The organism is Pseudomonas sp. B14(2017), from assembly GCF_002113255.1.
In the GTDB taxonomy this organism is placed as follows: domain Bacteria; phylum Pseudomonadota; class Gammaproteobacteria; order Pseudomonadales; family Pseudomonadaceae; genus Aquipseudomonas; species Aquipseudomonas putida_Z.
Window position 1 is genome coordinate 85,637 of record NZ_NEJY01000024.1, and the last position, 15,178, is coordinate 100,814.

Consider the following 15,178-nt stretch of genomic DNA (forward strand, 5'->3'; position numbering starts at 1 on the left):
CATCAGACTAAAGTCGCAGGCGAAAAGGTTGTCAATATCCCGTCGAAAAAATCATCTGGCGATGATAATGCGATGCAAATAGCTGTTTTTTTGGCACTTATGAAAAGTTCAAAGACTTCATAGAGCGAAACGATATTACCGGCTATGTCGCTGCAACCTACGCTCCAGCATGTGGGAGCAGCGCAGCGTTTTGGAGCATCCGCCATTAGAGCGATCCGCCTGCGAGCCAACCAGAAGCCACGATTACCGCTGCACGGGGCGCCGCAAGGGCTTCCCGATTTGTGATAAAGGGAGGCCCCGATGCACAAGCCACCACGCACTCGTTCCGAGCTGGCCGACGTGCTGTTCCGCCTGCGCCGCAGCTTTTTTGCCCTGGCCGCCTTCAGCGGCGTCATAAACGTCATGATGTTGACGCCAGCAATTTATATGTTGCAGGTGTACGACCGCGCCCTGGTCAGCCGCAACGTCACCACCCTGACCATGCTCACCCTGCTGGTGATCGGCTTGTTCATGCTGATGTCGGCCCTGGAGATGGTCCGTACCCGCGTACTGATCCGGGTCGGCAACTTCCTCGACATGGACCTCAACCGACGCATCTTCAGCGCTGCCTTCGAACGCAACCTGAGCCGCGCCGGCGGCAACCCGGCCCAGGCCCTGCAGGACCTTGCGCAGGTGCGCCAGTTTCTGACCGGCAACGGCCTGTTCGCCTTCTTCGATGCCCCCTGGACGCCGATCTACCTGCTGGTCTGCTACCTGATCCACCCACTGCTGGGGCTGGTGACGCTGATCGGTTCGCTGATCCTGGTGGGCCTGGCCTACCTCACCGAGAAGGCCACGCAAAAACCCTTGGCCGAGGCCAACCAGGCGGCCATGTCGTCGGCCAGCTATGCCAACAACAACCTGCGCAACGCCGAAGTGATCGAAGCCATGGGCATGCTGCCGGAGATAGGCAAGCGCTGGTACCAGGGGCACTTGCGCATCCTGCAGATGCAGACCCTGGCCTCCGACCGCGCCGCAATGATCAGCAGCACCGGGCGCTTCGTGCGCATCACCTTGCAGTCAGTGATCCTCGGTGCCGGCGCACTGCTGGCGATCGAGGGCAAGATCACCCCCGGCATGATGATCGCCTGCTCGATCCTTACCGGCCGCGCCCTGGCCCCGGTTGAACAGGCGATCGCCGCGTGGAAGCAACTGCTGGGCTGCCGTTCCGCCTGGGGCCGGCTCAACGACCTGCTGCACGACTACCCGCAGCGGCCACCGAGCATGTCGCTGCAGCGGCCAATGGGCATGCTGGCCGTGGAAAACGTGATCGCCGGCGCCCCCGGCACCAACAACAACATCGTGCGCGGGGTCAGCTTCAGCCTGGTCCCGGGTGAAAGCCTGGGCATCATCGGCCCTTCGGCCTCGGGCAAATCCACCCTCGCCCGCCTGCTGGTAGGCGTGTGGCCGACCCAGGCCGGCAAGGTGCGCCTGGACGGCGCCGACATCTTCACCTGGAACAAGGCCGAACTTGGCCCGTGGCTCGGCTATCTGCCGCAGGACGTGGAGTTGTTCGAGGGCACCATCGCCGAGAACATCGCACGCTTCACCGAAGTGGACAGCGAAGCGGTGATCCGCGCTGCCCGCAGCAGTGGCGTGCACGACATGATCCTGCGCTTCCCGCAGGGCTACGACACCCGCCTGGCAGCCGACGGCAGCCCGCTGTCCGGTGGCCAGAAGCAACGCATCGCCCTGGCCCGTGCGCTGTATGGCGAGCCGAACCTGGTGGTGCTGGACGAGCCCAACGCCAACCTCGATGACGTTGGCGAAAAGGCCTTGGTCGATGCGCTGGCCGAACTCAAGGCGCGCGGGGCCACGGTAATCCTGATTTCCCACCGGCCTAATGTGCTGTGCGCGGTCGACAAGGTGCTGATGCTGCGTGACGGTGCCGTGCACATGCTCGGCAGCCGCGACGAAGTGTTCGCGGCGCTGCGCAAGGCCAGCGTTATCCCGGCGGCGACCGCAGCGCCGCTGGCCTCGGTAAAAGCACGGGAGTGATCGATCATGCAGATGACCCAACACACCGAATTGATTCCCGCCGAGGCCCGCAACGGTATCGACCTGGACATGGGCCGGCCGGCACGCTGGGGCGTATGGATGGTCATCGCCGGCTTTGGCGGCTTCCTGCTGTGGTCGTGCCTGGCGCCACTGGATGCCGGGGTGGTCGCCACCGGCACGGTCAAGGTCACCAGCAACCGCAAGGCGGTGCAGCACCTGACCGGCGGCACGGTCGAGGCGATCCTGGTGCGTGAAGGCGACATGGTGAAGAAAGGCCAGGAGGTGGTACGCCTGGACGCCCTGCGTGCGGTGGCCGAACAGGGCGCGGTCAGTGCCCAGTACATCGTCAGCAAGACCGTGGAAAACCGCCTGGAAGCCGAGCGCGATGGCCGCGACAAGGTCACCTTCGACCCTGCCCTGCTCAAGCACTACGGCAACGACCCGCGCCTGCTGGCAGCCATGGACCTGCAACAGCGCCTGCTGGACACCCGCCGCGCCGGCCTTGCTGGTGAACTGAGCATCCTCGAGGAAAACCTGGCCGCCACGGCGGTGCAGCTCAAGGGCCTGCAGCAGGTGTACGGCGCCCGCGCCTCGCAGATCGGCTTCCTCAACCAGGAACTGCAAGGCACACGCGTGCTGGCCGCCGAAGGCTATGTGCCACGCAATCGCCTGCTGGAGCTGGAGCGCAACAATGCCGACCTGTCCGCCGGCCAGGCCGAAAACCTCAACAACATTGCCCGGGCGCGCAGCCAGGCCACCGAGATCAAGCTGCGCATCCTGCAACGCCAGCACGACTACCTCAAGGAAGTGGAATCGCAACTGACCGATACCGCCAAGGAGAACACCACCCTGGCCGATCGCCTGCGCGCGCTGGACTACGAAGTGACCCACACGGTGATCCGCTCGCCGATCGACGGCATGGTCCAGGCACTGAGCATCGCCACGGTCGGCGGCATCATCCAGCCTGGGGCCAAGATCATGGAGGTGGTGCCGCTCGACCAGCCGTTGCAGGTCGACGCAATGATCCCGGTGCAGGCCATCGACAAGATGGTGCCGGGCCTGGACGTGGACCTCGCCTTCCCGGCCTTCAACCATGCGAAGACACCGAACATCCCCGGGCGGGTCATGACCATTTCCGCCGACCGCCTGATGGACGAAGAAAGCAAGCAGCCGTACTACCTGGCCCAAGTGGAAGTGACGCAAGGCGGCATGGGCCTGCTGGGCAGCAACCACATCCGCCCCGGCATGCCGGCCACCGTCACCATCAAGACCGGCGAGCGCAACCTGCTCAGCTACCTGCTCAAGCCGATGCTCGAACGCGTGGACGCCTCGTTCAAGGAGCAATGACATGAATCGCCCGTGCCTGATGTTGTGCCTGTTGGGGTTGTCCGTACAGGCCAGTGCCATGGACCTGAAGCAAGCCTGGGACCTGCTGCAGTACCAGGGCCCGATCTACCGCGCCGCGGTGCACGAGAAAGAAGCCGGCAGTGAGAACCGCGCCATCGGCGAGGCCGGCCTGCTGCCGCAGATCAACGCTGCGGGCTACTTCAACAAGGTCAATGGCAGCCAGCGGCAGAATGGCCGGGACAGCGACCTGGACTATGACTCCAAGGGTGCCAACGTGCGGTTGCGCCAACCGCTGTTCAACAAGCAGAAGATGGCCGAGTACCGCCAGGGCCAGCAACGTGCCGACTACAGCGTGGCGGTGTTCGATGCCAAGACCCAGGACGCTGCGGTGCGCCTGGCCGACGCCTACTTCGACGTGCTGCTGGCCAGCGAAACCATCACCCTGGCCAAAGCCAAGCTGAATGCCTTCGAAGAGCAGCTGGCGTCGGCGAAGCGGCGCATGGAGCTGGGTGCCGGCACCATCACCGATATCGACGAGTCTGTAGCCCGTCGCGACCTGGCCGAGGCCGACCTGATCGAGGCCCAGGACAACCTGGTCAACGCCCGCCGCAAGCTGGAGGAATACATCGGTGAAACGCCGGAGTCGCTGACCACCTTGCAGCCGGGCTTCAGCACCCCGCCGCTGATGCCGGGCAACCTGCAGGACTGGCTGGTCAAGGCCCAGGCCGACAGCCCATTGATTCATGCGCGCCGGCACAACTACGAGCTGGCCGAAGAAGAAGTGAAACGCGCCCGCGCCGGGCACTGGCCGACCCTGGATTTCGTGGCGGGCTATACCGCCGGCAGCAGCCAGTCGATTTCCGAACTGAACCAGCGCAACCACTACAGCTCGATCGGGCTGGAGCTGAACATTCCGTTGTACAGCGGCGGCAGCACCAGCGCCCTCACCCGCCAGGCCAGCGCCAACAGTTCCAAGGCCCTGGATGAACTGGACGCCACGCGCGAGGAAGTGATTTCCGGCACCACCCGCGAGTACCGCGGCGTGCAGAGTGGCGCCTTGCGCATTCAGGCGCTGGAAAAGGCCGTGGCGTCCAACGAACGCTCGCTGCTTTCGGCCCGCAAGGGTTTCAGGGAAGGCGGCACCAGTACCAACTCGGATGTGCTCAATGCCGAGGAGTTGCTGTTTGACGCCCGGCATGACCTGTTCGAGGCGAAGCTGAACTACCTGATGTCGCGGCTGCGCCTGGCATCGTCGGTGGGCAGCCTGGGGGATGACGATATCCAGCAGATCAACGATTACCTCGGGCCGGAACTGGTGGTAAGCAACTGACTATCCACGGCCCTGTGGGAGCGGGCATGCCCGCGAAGCAGGCGACGCGGTGTATGGCACCGGCTGCGCCGGTGTTCGCGGGCATGCCCGCTCCCACAGGGTATGCGGCGCCTACCGCATTTTGTTCCATTTCAGGCTATGATCGGTCACCCCGCCGTGGACGCACTGCCCCATGCCCGTAGACCTGCAAGCGTTATACCCCAGGCTGATCCACCTGATGCTGGACACGGTGTTCGTGGTCGACCGGGACAACCAGATCGTTTTCGTCAGCGATGCCTGCGAGGCGCTGCTGGGCTACCGGGCCTGCGAACTGATCGGCACCCCGATCACCGACTACATGCACCCTGACGACCTGGCGATCACCCGCGCATCGATCGTCCGGGTGATGAACGGCCAATCCCACTACGACTTCCGCAACCGCTACATCCGCAAGGATGGCGGTATCGTGCATATCCTGTGGGCCGCCTGCTGGTCCGATGAGGCCGATGCCCGCATCGGTGTGGCGCGGGATGTCACCGCCCAACGCCAGGCCGAGGAGGAACTGCGCTTCCTGGCCCACCACGACCCACTCACCCGCCTGGCCAACCGGGCCATGTTCAATGAGCGGCTGGACACCGCCCTTGCCGCGGCCCGGCAACACAACCACCCGCTGGCGTTGCTGTTCATCGATATCAATGACTTCAAGGACATCAACGACAACCATGGCCACAGCGTGGGTGACCGGGTGCTGTGCACCCTGGCGCGGCGCCTGGAAGGCTGCGTAGGTGCGACCGATACAGTGGCGCGGATGGGTGGTGACGAGTTCACCGTGCTGCTGACCGACTACGTGTCACCAGAGGCCATCGCCGAGCAGGTGGCACGCATCCTGGCCACCATGGCCGAGCCACTCGGCGCCGAGTTTGCGGGCATCGATGCGCCATCCTGCAGCATTGGCGTGGCCCGTTTCCCCGAGGACGGCAACGATGCCGACATGCTGCTGCGCCATGCTGATGGCGATATGTACCGGATCAAGCGACAGCGCGCTGCGGCCGGCTGAGCGCTCTGGCGGCCGCAGCGCGAAAACGAGTACAAAGGAAATGACCATGCGCAACCCTGAAGACGCCTTGCTCGACAGCTGGCAGCACAACGCCCAGGCCTGGATCGATGCGGTGCGCAGCGGCAGTATCGAGAGCCGCCGACAGGTTACCGACCAGGCCATCCTGCTGGCGATCCTGGGCCGCCAGCCCGAACGGGTGCTCGACCTGGGCTGTGGTGAAGGCTGGCTGCTGCGCGCGCTGGGTGACCGGGGTATCGAGGCGGTAGGTGTGGATGGAGACCGGGCGCTGGTGGATGCCGCGCGTGCTGCTGGTGCCGCCGAGGTGCATCTGGCCAGCTATGCACAGCTGGCCGCCGGGCAGGCCTATGTTGGCAAGGACTATGACCTGATCTGCGCCAACTTCGCCCTGTTGCATCAGGACATCATCCCGTTGCTGGCGGCGATGAATGCGTTGCTGGCGCCCGGCGGTGCGCTGGTGATCCAGACCCTGCACCCGTGGAGCGTGGCGGATGGGGATTACCAGGATGGCTGGCGGGAGGAGGCGTTTGCCGGGTTCGCCGGGGATTGGCAGGTGATGCCGTGGTACTTCCGTACCCTGGCCAGCTGGTTGAACGCGCTGGACATGGCGGGGTTGCGGCTGGTCAGCCTGCAGGAGCCACAGCACCCGCAGAGTGCGCTGCCGCAGTCGCTGCTGTTGGTGGCCGAGGGGCGCTGAACCGCAGTGGCTTTACCGGCCTCATCGCCGGCAAGCCAGCTCCCACAGGTACTGCACTGGCCTATCGGGCCGTGGTGATCCTGTGGGAGCTGGCTTGCCGGCGATGAGGCCGGTACAGGCAGCAACTACAGGACTGGCTTGCGCGCCGCCCCGCTGCGGGCCTTGGCCATGGCTGCCAGGCGCACCGCAACGTTGGCCGCCCCGTAACCGGCATACCCCCCCTTGCGCTGGATGATCTCGAAGAAGAAACGCTCTTCGAACGGCTCGGTGTACACGTGGAACAGCTCGCCGCCCTGGGCATCGCGGTCGTACAGCACGTTGTAGTAGGCCAGTTCGCTGAGGAACTCGTCGTCGAAATCGAAACGCGCCGCCAGGTCGTCGTAGTAGTTCAGCGGGATCTCCAGCAACGGTACCCCAGCCAGTTTGGCCCGCGCCACTTCGCGGAAGATGTCGTCGCAATCGAAGGCGATGTGGTGCACGCCCGAACCACGGTAGCTGGACAGCGCATGGGCGATGGCGGTGTTGCGGTTTTCCGAGATGTTCAGCGGCAGGCGCAGGGTGCCGCACTGGCTGCGCAGGGCGCGGCTCTTGACCAGGCCATAAGGGTCCGGCAGCACCACTTCGTCGTCGGCAGCGAAATCGAACAGGCTCTTGTAGAACAGCACCCAGCTGTCCAGCGACTCGGCCGGCAGGGCCAGGGCCATGTGGTCGATACGGCGCAGGCCGCCGGTGGCCGTGACGTTCTTGTCCAGGCTGAAGTCGGTGTCGTACAGGGTCTGGCCGGCAGTGCCCTGCTCCACCAGATACAGCAGGCTGCCATCTGGCGCACGTACCGCCGGCACTTCGCACTCGTTGGGCCCGACCAGGCCACGGAACGGCTGGCCACGGAAGGCGGTGGCGCGCTTCAGGGCGGCTTGCTGGTCCTTGACTCGCAGCGCGGTGGCGCACAGCGACGGCCCGTGGGCCTCGAAGAAGTTGTGGCCGAAGGAATAGGGTTCGGCGTTCAGCACAATGTTGATATCGCCCTGGCGCAGCAACTGCACCTCTTTGCTGCGGTGCTTGCCGGCATCGGCAAAGCCCAGGCGCTTCAGCCAGCTGCCCAGGCGCGCGCCAACGGCTTCGTCGACTGCGAATTCGAGAAACTCCACGCCGTCATAGGCACTGGCCGCCGGTGGGGTGAACAGCACACCGGGCTCGATCGAGGTACCTTCCTGCTCCAGGCGCAGGCGGGTGTGCTCTTCGAGGTACAGCAGCGAACGCAGGCCGTCGGCGGCGTTCTGCCGGGGCGGTGCGGCGCGGAAGCCGTCGTTGAAGATTTCCAGCGACAGCGGCCCGCGGTAGCCGGTGGCAAGGATTGGCGCCAGGAAACCGGCCATGTCCATCTCGCCCTGCCCCGGGAAGCAGCGGAAGTGGCGGCTCCACTCCAGCACATCCATGGCCAGGATCGGCGCGTCGGCCATTTGCACGAAGAAGATCTTGTCGCCGGGGATGTCGCGGATCGCGCTCGGGTCGCCCTTGAGCGACAAGGTGTGGAAGCTGTCGAGAATCACCCCGAGGGCCGGGTGGTCGGCCTGGCGCACCAGGTTCCAGACTTGCTGGTAGGTGTTGACGTGGCGGCCCCAGGCCAGGGCTTCGTAGCCGATGCGCAGGCCGCGTTTGCCAGCGTGCTCGGCCAGCAGGCGCAGGTCGTCGACCAGCAATTGCTCTTCGCCCAGGGCATCGGCCTGGACGTTGCTGCACACCAGCACCAGGTCGGTACCCAGTTCCTGCATCAGGTCGAACTTGCGCTCGGCGCGGTCGAGGTTTTTCTGCAGGCGGTCGCGGCGGCAGCCCTCGAAGTCGCGGAACGGCTGGAACAGGGTGATGGCAATACCCAGGTCGGCGCACATCTGCCGTACCTGGCGCGGGCTGCCGGCGTAATAGAGCAGGTCGTTTTCGAAGATCTCGACGCCGTCAAAACCGGCGGCGGCGATGGCTTCGAGCTTTTCCGGCAGGGTGCCGCTCAAGGACACGGTAGCGATCGAACGCTGCATGGCGGGAGTTCCTTGTTGTTGGAGGGTTGAGGCCAGGGCTGCCTGTACCGGCCCTATCGCCGGCAAGCCAGCTCCCACAGGATTGGCGCATGCCTTGTGGGAGCTGGCTTGCCGGCGATTGGGCCAGACCTGGAAAATCAGGACCACAGTTCCTGGCACGATCGATTATTCGCAGGTAAAGTCGTCGCTTCAATCTCTTTGTACGGAATGGTTAGTTTTGCGTTCGATTATCGCACAAAACCGGTTTTAGCGAATTGCCAGCCCACTGGCCCGTGGTCAACATGAACCACAGACGCAGGCACACCGACCCTCGCCTCCTGCCTTGGCGAATCTCCGGCGGAACCTGTGCAAACAACAATAACAACGGAGACAACGATGGCTCACTCCAGCTCTCAAGCCAAGAAAGCGACCGCCAGTGGATGGATAGGCTCGGCACTCGAGTACTACGACTTCTTCATTTACGCCCAGGCCGCTGCGCTGATTTTCCCGCAGATCTTCTTCCCCAACACCGACCCGAAAATGGCCATCATTGCCTCGCTGGCCACTTACGGCGTGGGTTACCTGGCGCGCCCGGTCGGCGCCTTCGTGCTGGGCCACTGGGGTGACACCCGCGGCCGCAAGAACGTACTGCTGCTGTGCATGTTCCTGATGGGCCTGTCGACGATGGCCGTGGGCCTGCTGCCCACCTACCACGACATCGGCCTGCTCGCCCCGGCCTTGCTGGTAGTGCTGCGCCTGATCCAGGGCTTTGCCGTGGCCGGGGAAATCTCCGGTGCCAGTTCGATGATCATGGAGCACGCACCGTTCGGTCGACGGGGCTACTACGCCAGCTTCACCCTGCAAGGCGTGCAGGCTGGCCAGGTGCTGGCGGCGGCAGTGTTCCTGCCACTGGCCTACTTCATGCCCAGCGAAGCCTTCAACGACTGGGGCTGGCGCATTCCATTCCTGATGAGCGCCATCGTGCTGATCGCCGGCTTCATCATTCGCAAGGAAGTGCACGAAACCCCGGCGTTCGTGAAGGAAGAGAAGCAGGACAAAGTCGCCAAGTCGCCGATCAGCGAGGCCTTCCGCCACAGCTGGAAGCACATGGTGCTGGTGATGTTCATGGCCCTGATGAACGTGATCCCGGTGGTCGCCACCATCTTCGGTGCGGCCTACGCGGTGCAGCCGGCCTATGGCATCGGCTTCGACAAGAGCGTGTACCTGTGGATTCCGGTAGTCGGCAACATCGTCGCGGTGCTGGTGATTCCGTTTGTCGGCAACCTTTCCGACAAGATCGGCCGTCGCCCGACCATGATCGCCGGTTGCCTGGGCTCGGGCCTGCTGGCTTTCGTCTACCTGTATGCGATCAGCATCCAGAACGTACCGCTGGCGTTCGCCTCTTCCATCGTCATGTGGGGCATGGTGTACCAGGGTTACAACGCGGTGTTCCCAAGCTTCTACCCAGAGCTGTTCCACACCCGCTACCGTGTTTCGGCCATGGCCATCGCGCAGAACATCGGCACCATGCTGACCGCCATGCTGCCGGCACTGTTCGCCCTGGTTGCCCCGCCTGGTTCGGACAACATCCCGCTGGTGGTCGGTGGCCTGGCGTTCTTCATCACCTGCGTGTGTGCCCTGGCAGCGTACATCGCCCCGGAAACCCATCGCCTGGCGATGGAAGACCTTGGCAACCCCGATGCCAAACCGATGGACAAGACCACCTATGAAGCTAGCCGTAAAGGTAGCTTTCAGGCAGTGAGCCACTGATCGATTGCCGGGGCCGCAACGCGGCCCCGGCAATTTCAGCCCTTGACCACTTCCTGAAGGCGCTGCCAAAGCCTCTGAACATCCCCCCGCTCGGTCGGCAATGCGCCAATCGACACCCGCACCATCCACCGCCCATCCAGCGTTGCCGGCGTCACATAGGCATCCCCGGACGCGTTCAGCCGTTCGGCCCAGCCCTTGGTATGCGCATCCAGCGCCTCCCCTTCCAGCCCCGCCGGCCGATGGCGGATGCACAACGTCTGCAACTGCACCGGCGCCAGCACCTCCCACTCCGCCGCCGCGCCGATTTGCCCGGCTAGCCACTGGGCATTGTCCAGGTCACGCCGCAGCCGTGCCTGCAACGCCTCGACCCCCTCGCTGCGCAGCATGAACCACAACTTCAACGCACGGAACCGACGGCCCAGCGGGATACCCCAGTCACGCAGGTTCTTCACCTCGCCATCCACCGCCGACTGCAGGTAGCTGGGGTTGGTGCTCATCACCCGGATCAGGTGCTGCGGGTCGCGCACGTAGTAGATCGAGCAATCGAAGGCCACGCCCAGCCACTTGTGCGCGTTGACCACCAGCGAATCGGCCAGCTCGATGCCGTCCCACATCCAGCGGCATTCCGGCAGGATCATCGCCGAGCCGGCCATGGCCGAGTCCACGTGCAGCCACAGGCCATGGGCCTGGGCGATCTCGCCGATCGGCCGCAGCGGGTCGAGGGCCGTGGTAGCCGTGGTACCGGTGGTCGCGACCACGGCGCAGGGCTGGTTGCCGGCGGCCAGGTCCTGCTCGATCGCCGCCTGCAGTGCTTCCGGGCGCAGGGCATGGCGTTCGTCGGTCGGGATCAGGCGGATGTTGTCGCGACCGAAACCGGCCAGCAATGCGGCCTTGTCCACCGAGCTGTGGGCATGGGCGCTGACATAGACGATCAGCGGCCTGGCCTGGGCTTGCAGGCCGCCGCGTACCAGTGCGTAGTCGCTGGCGCGTTCCCGTGCGCAGATCAGCGCCACCAGGGTGCTGGTGGATGCGGTGTCCTGGATCACCCCGCTCCATTGACCAGACAGGCCGAGCAGCTGACGCAGCCAGTCGAGGGTGGTTTCCTCCAGCTCGCTCAGGGCCGGGCTGGACTGCCACGAAAGGCCCAGCACGCCCAGGCCAGTGCTGAGGAAGTCACCGAGGACCGACGACAGGGTGCCATTGGAGGGGAAGTAGCCGTAGAAGTCCGGGTGCTGCCAATGGGACAGGCCGGGCATGACCAACTGGTTGACGTCGTCGAGGATCGCAGCGAAAGGTTCGCCTTGCAGGGGGGCCTGAGCGGGCAAGGCGGCCTTGAGATAGCCGGGCTCGACCTGGGCCATGACCGGGCGCTCGCCGACGGACTGGCGGTAGTCGGCGATCAGGTCGATCAGTTGGTGGCCGTACTGGCGGAATTGTTCGGGGGTCACCTGGGGTCTCCTGTGGGTTTTTCGCTGCCTGTGCTGGCCTCTTCGCGGGCACGCCCGCTCCCACAGGTATTGCATCGCTTGTGGGAGCGGGCGTGCCCGCGAAGAGGCCGGTACAGGCAACACAATGCCCCAGTCTAGGCACCTGTCCCGAAGTGAATAACCCCGCCTCGCGCATACCTGCTATAGCAAACCCGCATGCCCGCCCTGCACACCGAACTGCGACTGGCGCCACAACTCGAACACCCGGTTGCGCAACCAGCGGTGTTCGGCCGAGGCCTGCAGGCGCTGGTGCCACACCACCCAGTAGCGCTGGCTGTGGTCGATGAAGCCCAACGGCCGCCAGGCCAGATCATGCAGGCGGCACAACTGCCGGGCGATGTGCTCGGGCACGGTGGCCAGCGCCTGGCTGTTCGCGATCACCTGCACGGTGGCGGAGAAGAACGGCACTTCCAGGCTGACCCGCCGTTGCAGGCCCTGGGCGCGCAAGTGGCGGTCGATGAAGCTGTCCTTGTCGCCTCCACCGGAAATACGCACATGCTTGTGCGCCAGGTAGTCGTCCTGGCTGAGCGCGCCGCGGGCGGCCAGCGGGTGGTCGTGGCGCATCAGGCACACCGCGCGGTCCTCGCCCAACAGCCGCCCGTGCAGGTTGGGTGGCGACTCGTCGAACAAGGTGGTGGCCAGGTCGATCTCGCCACTGGCCAGCAAGGCGTACTGGCCGGCCTGCCAGGTGCGGTACTCCAGCGATACACCCGGCGCTTCGCGCTCCAGCGCCGCCACCAGCAGCGGCAGCATGTGCTCGGCCACGTAGTCCGACGCGGCCAGGCAGAAACGCCGCTCGCAGCGCGCCGGGTCGAACACCGCGGGCTGGCGCAGGGCGTGCAGCTCTTCGAGAACCTGGCGCAGGGGTTCGACCAAGGCTTCGGCGTGTTCGCTGAGCACGTAACCGCGGCCCTGGCGTACCAGCAACGGGTCATCGAAGGCGTCGCGCAGATGGGCCAGCTGGCGGCTGAGGGCGGACTGGCTGACGCCCAGGCGCTCGGCGGCGTGGCTGAGGTTCTTCAGCTGCAGCAGGTGGTCGAGGGTACGCAGGTGGGCGAGGCTGAGGGAGGCGAAAGCGGGGTTCATACAGGCTCCCTTCTAGAGGATCGACCGGCCCAATCGCCGGCAAGCCAGCTCCCACAGGGTCACCACAACCATCGGGGCTTGTGCTGTACCTGTGGGAGCTGGCTTGCCGGCGATTGGGCCGCAAAGCGGCCCCAGAGAAGCAGATCAGTCAGTCAGGCCAACATAAACGTTCTGCACGTCATCGTTCTCGTCGATAGCTTCGAGGAACGCTTCCACCTCGGCCAGCGCCTCGGCACTCAGGGTGGCCGCGCTCACCGGGTTCTTCGGGGTGTAGCCGATCTTCGCCGAGGTCACGGTGAAGCCATGCTCCGGCAGGGCCTTCTGCACCGCGTCCAGGTCGGTGGTGTCGGTGATGAACAGGGTCGAACCCTCTTCGTCGCCGTCTTCAAAGTCCTGGGCACCGGCTTCGATGGCCGCCATTTCCGGGTCGGCGTCGCCGCTCGGGGTGGCTTCGATCAGGCCGACGTGGTTGAAATCCCAGGCCACCGAACCGCTGGCACCCAGCTGGCCCTTGCGGAACAGCACGCGGATTTGCGCGACGGTGCGGTTGACGTTGTCGGTCAGGCACTCGACGATCAGCGGTACCTGGTGCGGGGCGAAACCTTCGTAGCTTACCGCCGAGTACTGCACGGCATCGCCGTCCAGGCCCGCGCCCTTGCGGATTGCGCGCTCCAGGGTCTCGCGGGTCATCGAGGCCTTCTTGGCCTGCTCGATGGCCAGGCGCAGGCGTGGGTTCATGTCCGGGTCGGCGCCGGACTTGGCGGCGATCTGGATCTCTTTGGACAGCTTGCCCATGATCTTGCCTTTGGCGTTGGCCGCGGCTTCTTTATGTTTGGCTTTCCACTGTGCGCCCATGTCGACTCTCTTGTTTCAGCGGCCGGTTCAGGAAGCGACCGGCCAAAAGTGGGTGCAGTTTATACGCCCTCTGGCCTGTGTTCGACAAGAAATCTCATCAGCCTTTATCGGCCTTGCCCGCCGCCGCGGCAAACCGCGCCAGGCGCACATCCAGCCTGCGCGGCCGCAGCCCACGGTCCTCGGCCCGCTCCTTGCGGCGGATGGCATTGCGCACCATCAGCGAGCCCAGGTAGCGGATCGGCTCGGGCGGGAACAGCCCCAGCGGCCCCTTGACCAGCGGCGAACGGGTCCATGGGTTGTCCAGCCCCAGTGCCAGCGACGACAGAATCTGCCCGCCCATGTGGCACGGCCCGACGCCGCTGCCGGAGTAACCAAAGCCGTAGAACACGTTGCCCTGCCCGTCCAGCCGGCCAAAGAACGGCAAACCGGTCACCGAGCGGTCGGACGGCCCGTTCCAGCTGGCCGCCAGCGGCACCTCGGCCAGCGCCGGGAAAAACCCGCCCAGGCTTTCACGCAGCAGCGGCCGGTACGGCGACGGCTGGTCGAACACCGGCAGCATGCGCCCGCCATAGGCGAAGGTATTGCCGCCCTTGCCGAGCATCAGCCGACCATCGGAGGTGTTGTGGTAGTAATGCACGAAAATCCGCGAATCGAGCACGCTGATGCCGCTGTCCAGGCCGACCTGGTGCAGCAGCTCGGGGCAAGGTTCGGTGATCACCATGTCGCTGGAAACAATCGCCACGCTGCGTTCGAACTGTGGGAAAGCCCGCGCCATCCAGGCATTCAGGCCCAATACCACGCGGTCGGCGCGCACCGTGCCATGGGCCGTGCGCACCTGCACCGGGGCGCCGTGCTCCAGGCCGGTCATGGCGGTGCCCTCATGGATGCGCACGCCGCGCTGCAAGGCCACCCGGCGCAGGCCGCGCACCAGCTTGCCCGGCTGCACCGTGGCCGCGGCCGGCGAGAACCAGCCTTCCAGGTGCCGCGCCGAACCCGCCAGGCGCTGCACCTGCTGCAGCGGCAGGCGGCGAAACGAATTGATCCCCTTTTGCTCCAGCGCGGCGATCACCGCGTCGGTGGCGCCGACCTGGGCGGCGTTGGTGGCGGTGTACAGCGTGCCGTCCAGGCGGTAGTCGCAATCGATGCCATTGGCCGCGCAGAACGCGCCGATCTCACCGATGCTGCGCTCCGACTCACGCACCAGGCGCACCGCCTCGGCCACCCCGAACAACCGCTCGAGGGTGAAGTACTTGGCCGACCAGGACAACGCACAGCCACCATTGCGGCCACTGGCACCGGCACCGCAGATATCGGCCTCGATCAGCACGATATCCAGGGCCGGCACCGCTTCCTTGAGCATCAGCGCGGTCCACAGGCCGGTATAGCCGCCGCCGACGATGCACACATCGCAACGGGCATCGCCTTGCAGCGGCGGGCACACCGCCTCTTGCGCCGAATCCAGGGCCTGTTGCAGCCAGAAGGGTCTCATTCGCTCGCTTTCCT

General features: G+C 65.2%; 11 protein-coding genes. 6 read left to right on the top strand and 5 right to left on the bottom strand.

The window, feature by feature from the left end:
* Window positions 1–300: 300 nt before the first annotated feature.
* The 5 genes from CAG34_RS23440 (at window position 301) to CAG34_RS23460 (ending at window position 6,465) form a co-directional block, all read left to right on the top strand.
* A complete protein-coding gene (locus CAG34_RS23440) occupies window positions 301–2,037 on the top strand; it encodes a type I secretion system permease/ATPase (RefSeq protein ID WP_085592709.1) in 1,737 nt (578 codons plus the stop codon).
* 6 nt (window positions 2,038–2,043) lie between these two features.
* Window positions 2,044–3,384 (top strand): HlyD family type I secretion periplasmic adaptor subunit, encoded by a 1,341-nt coding sequence (locus CAG34_RS23445; protein WP_085592711.1) that lies wholly within the window; start codon window positions 2,044–2,046, stop codon window positions 3,382–3,384.
* A gap of 1 nt (window position 3,385) precedes the next feature.
* Window positions 3,386–4,714 carry a TolC family outer membrane protein gene (locus tag CAG34_RS23450; protein ID WP_085592713.1) on the top strand — a complete coding sequence of 443 codons (1,329 nt, stop codon included), beginning with the start codon at window positions 3,386–3,388 and terminating at the stop codon, window positions 4,712–4,714.
* 172 nt (window positions 4,715–4,886) lie between these two features.
* Complete coding sequence (locus tag CAG34_RS23455) at window positions 4,887–5,750, top strand: sensor domain-containing diguanylate cyclase (protein ID WP_085592715.1); 864 nt, start codon at window positions 4,887–4,889, stop codon at window positions 5,748–5,750.
* Window positions 5,751–5,796: 46 nt separating this feature from the next.
* Complete coding sequence (locus tag CAG34_RS23460; RefSeq protein WP_085592717.1) at window positions 5,797–6,465, top strand: bifunctional 2-polyprenyl-6-hydroxyphenol methylase/3-demethylubiquinol 3-O-methyltransferase UbiG; 669 nt, start codon at window positions 5,797–5,799, stop codon at window positions 6,463–6,465.
* 125 nt (window positions 6,466–6,590) lie between these two features.
* Here the strand turns inward: CAG34_RS23460 and quiC are convergent, their stop codons facing one another.
* Complete coding sequence (gene quiC / locus CAG34_RS23465; protein ID WP_085592719.1) at window positions 6,591–8,498, bottom strand: 3-dehydroshikimate dehydratase QuiC; 1,908 nt, start codon at window positions 8,496–8,498, stop codon at window positions 6,591–6,593.
* 375 nt (window positions 8,499–8,873) lie between these two features.
* Between quiC and CAG34_RS23470 the strand changes: the two genes are divergently transcribed.
* The gene (locus tag CAG34_RS23470; RefSeq protein ID WP_085592721.1) at window positions 8,874–10,247 is read left to right on the top strand and encodes an MFS transporter; all 1,374 of its coding nucleotides are present in this window, start codon (window positions 8,874–8,876) and stop codon (window positions 10,245–10,247) included.
* 35 nt (window positions 10,248–10,282) lie between these two features.
* Here the strand turns inward: CAG34_RS23470 and CAG34_RS23475 are convergent, their stop codons facing one another.
* The 4 genes from CAG34_RS23475 to CAG34_RS23490 form a co-directional block, all read right to left on the bottom strand.
* A complete protein-coding gene (locus CAG34_RS23475) occupies window positions 10,283–11,695 on the bottom strand; it encodes a DOPA decarboxylase (RefSeq protein WP_085592723.1) in 1,413 nt (470 codons plus the stop codon).
* 180 nt (window positions 11,696–11,875) lie between these two features.
* Window positions 11,876–12,820, bottom strand: coding sequence for a LysR family transcriptional regulator (locus tag CAG34_RS23480; RefSeq protein ID WP_085592725.1), 945 nt, complete (start codon window positions 12,818–12,820; stop codon window positions 11,876–11,878).
* Window positions 12,821–12,964: 144 nt separating this feature from the next.
* On the bottom strand, window positions 12,965–13,675 hold the full coding sequence (locus CAG34_RS23485; RefSeq protein ID WP_085592727.1) for a YebC/PmpR family DNA-binding transcriptional regulator: 711 nt from the start codon (window positions 13,673–13,675) through the stop codon (window positions 12,965–12,967).
* Between the two features lie 97 nt (window positions 13,676–13,772).
* Window positions 13,773–15,164 carry an FAD-dependent oxidoreductase gene (locus tag CAG34_RS23490; protein WP_085592729.1) on the bottom strand — a complete coding sequence of 464 codons (1,392 nt, stop codon included), beginning with the start codon at window positions 15,162–15,164 and terminating at the stop codon, window positions 13,773–13,775.
* Between the last annotated feature and the right edge of the window lie 14 nt (window positions 15,165–15,178).

Bases quoted from the DNA above. Each gene is read 5' to 3' on its own strand.
- CAG34_RS23440 (WP_085592709.1), top strand. From the start codon at position 301: ATGCACAAGCCACCACGCACTCGTTCCGAGCTGGCCGACGTGCTGTTC.
- CAG34_RS23445 (WP_085592711.1), top strand. From the start codon at position 2,044: ATGCAGATGACCCAACACACCGAATTGATTCCCGCCGAGGCCCGCAAC.
- CAG34_RS23450 (WP_085592713.1), top strand. From the start codon at position 3,386: ATGAATCGCCCGTGCCTGATGTTGTGCCTGTTGGGGTTGTCCGTACAG.
- CAG34_RS23455 (WP_085592715.1), top strand. From the start codon at position 4,887: ATGCCCGTAGACCTGCAAGCGTTATACCCCAGGCTGATCCACCTGATG.
- CAG34_RS23460 (WP_085592717.1), top strand. From the start codon at position 5,797: ATGCGCAACCCTGAAGACGCCTTGCTCGACAGCTGGCAGCACAACGCC.
- quiC (WP_085592719.1), bottom strand. From the start codon at position 8,498: ATGCAGCGTTCGATCGCTACCGTGTCCTTGAGCGGCACCCTGCCGGAA.
- CAG34_RS23470 (WP_085592721.1), top strand. From the start codon at position 8,874: ATGGCTCACTCCAGCTCTCAAGCCAAGAAAGCGACCGCCAGTGGATGG.
- CAG34_RS23480 (WP_085592725.1), bottom strand. From the start codon at position 12,820: ATGAACCCCGCTTTCGCCTCCCTCAGCCTCGCCCACCTGCGTACCCTC.
- CAG34_RS23485 (WP_085592727.1), bottom strand. From the start codon at position 13,675: ATGGGCGCACAGTGGAAAGCCAAACATAAAGAAGCCGCGGCCAACGCC.
- CAG34_RS23490 (WP_085592729.1), bottom strand. From the start codon at position 15,164: ATGAGACCCTTCTGGCTGCAACAGGCCCTGGATTCGGCGCAAGAGGCG.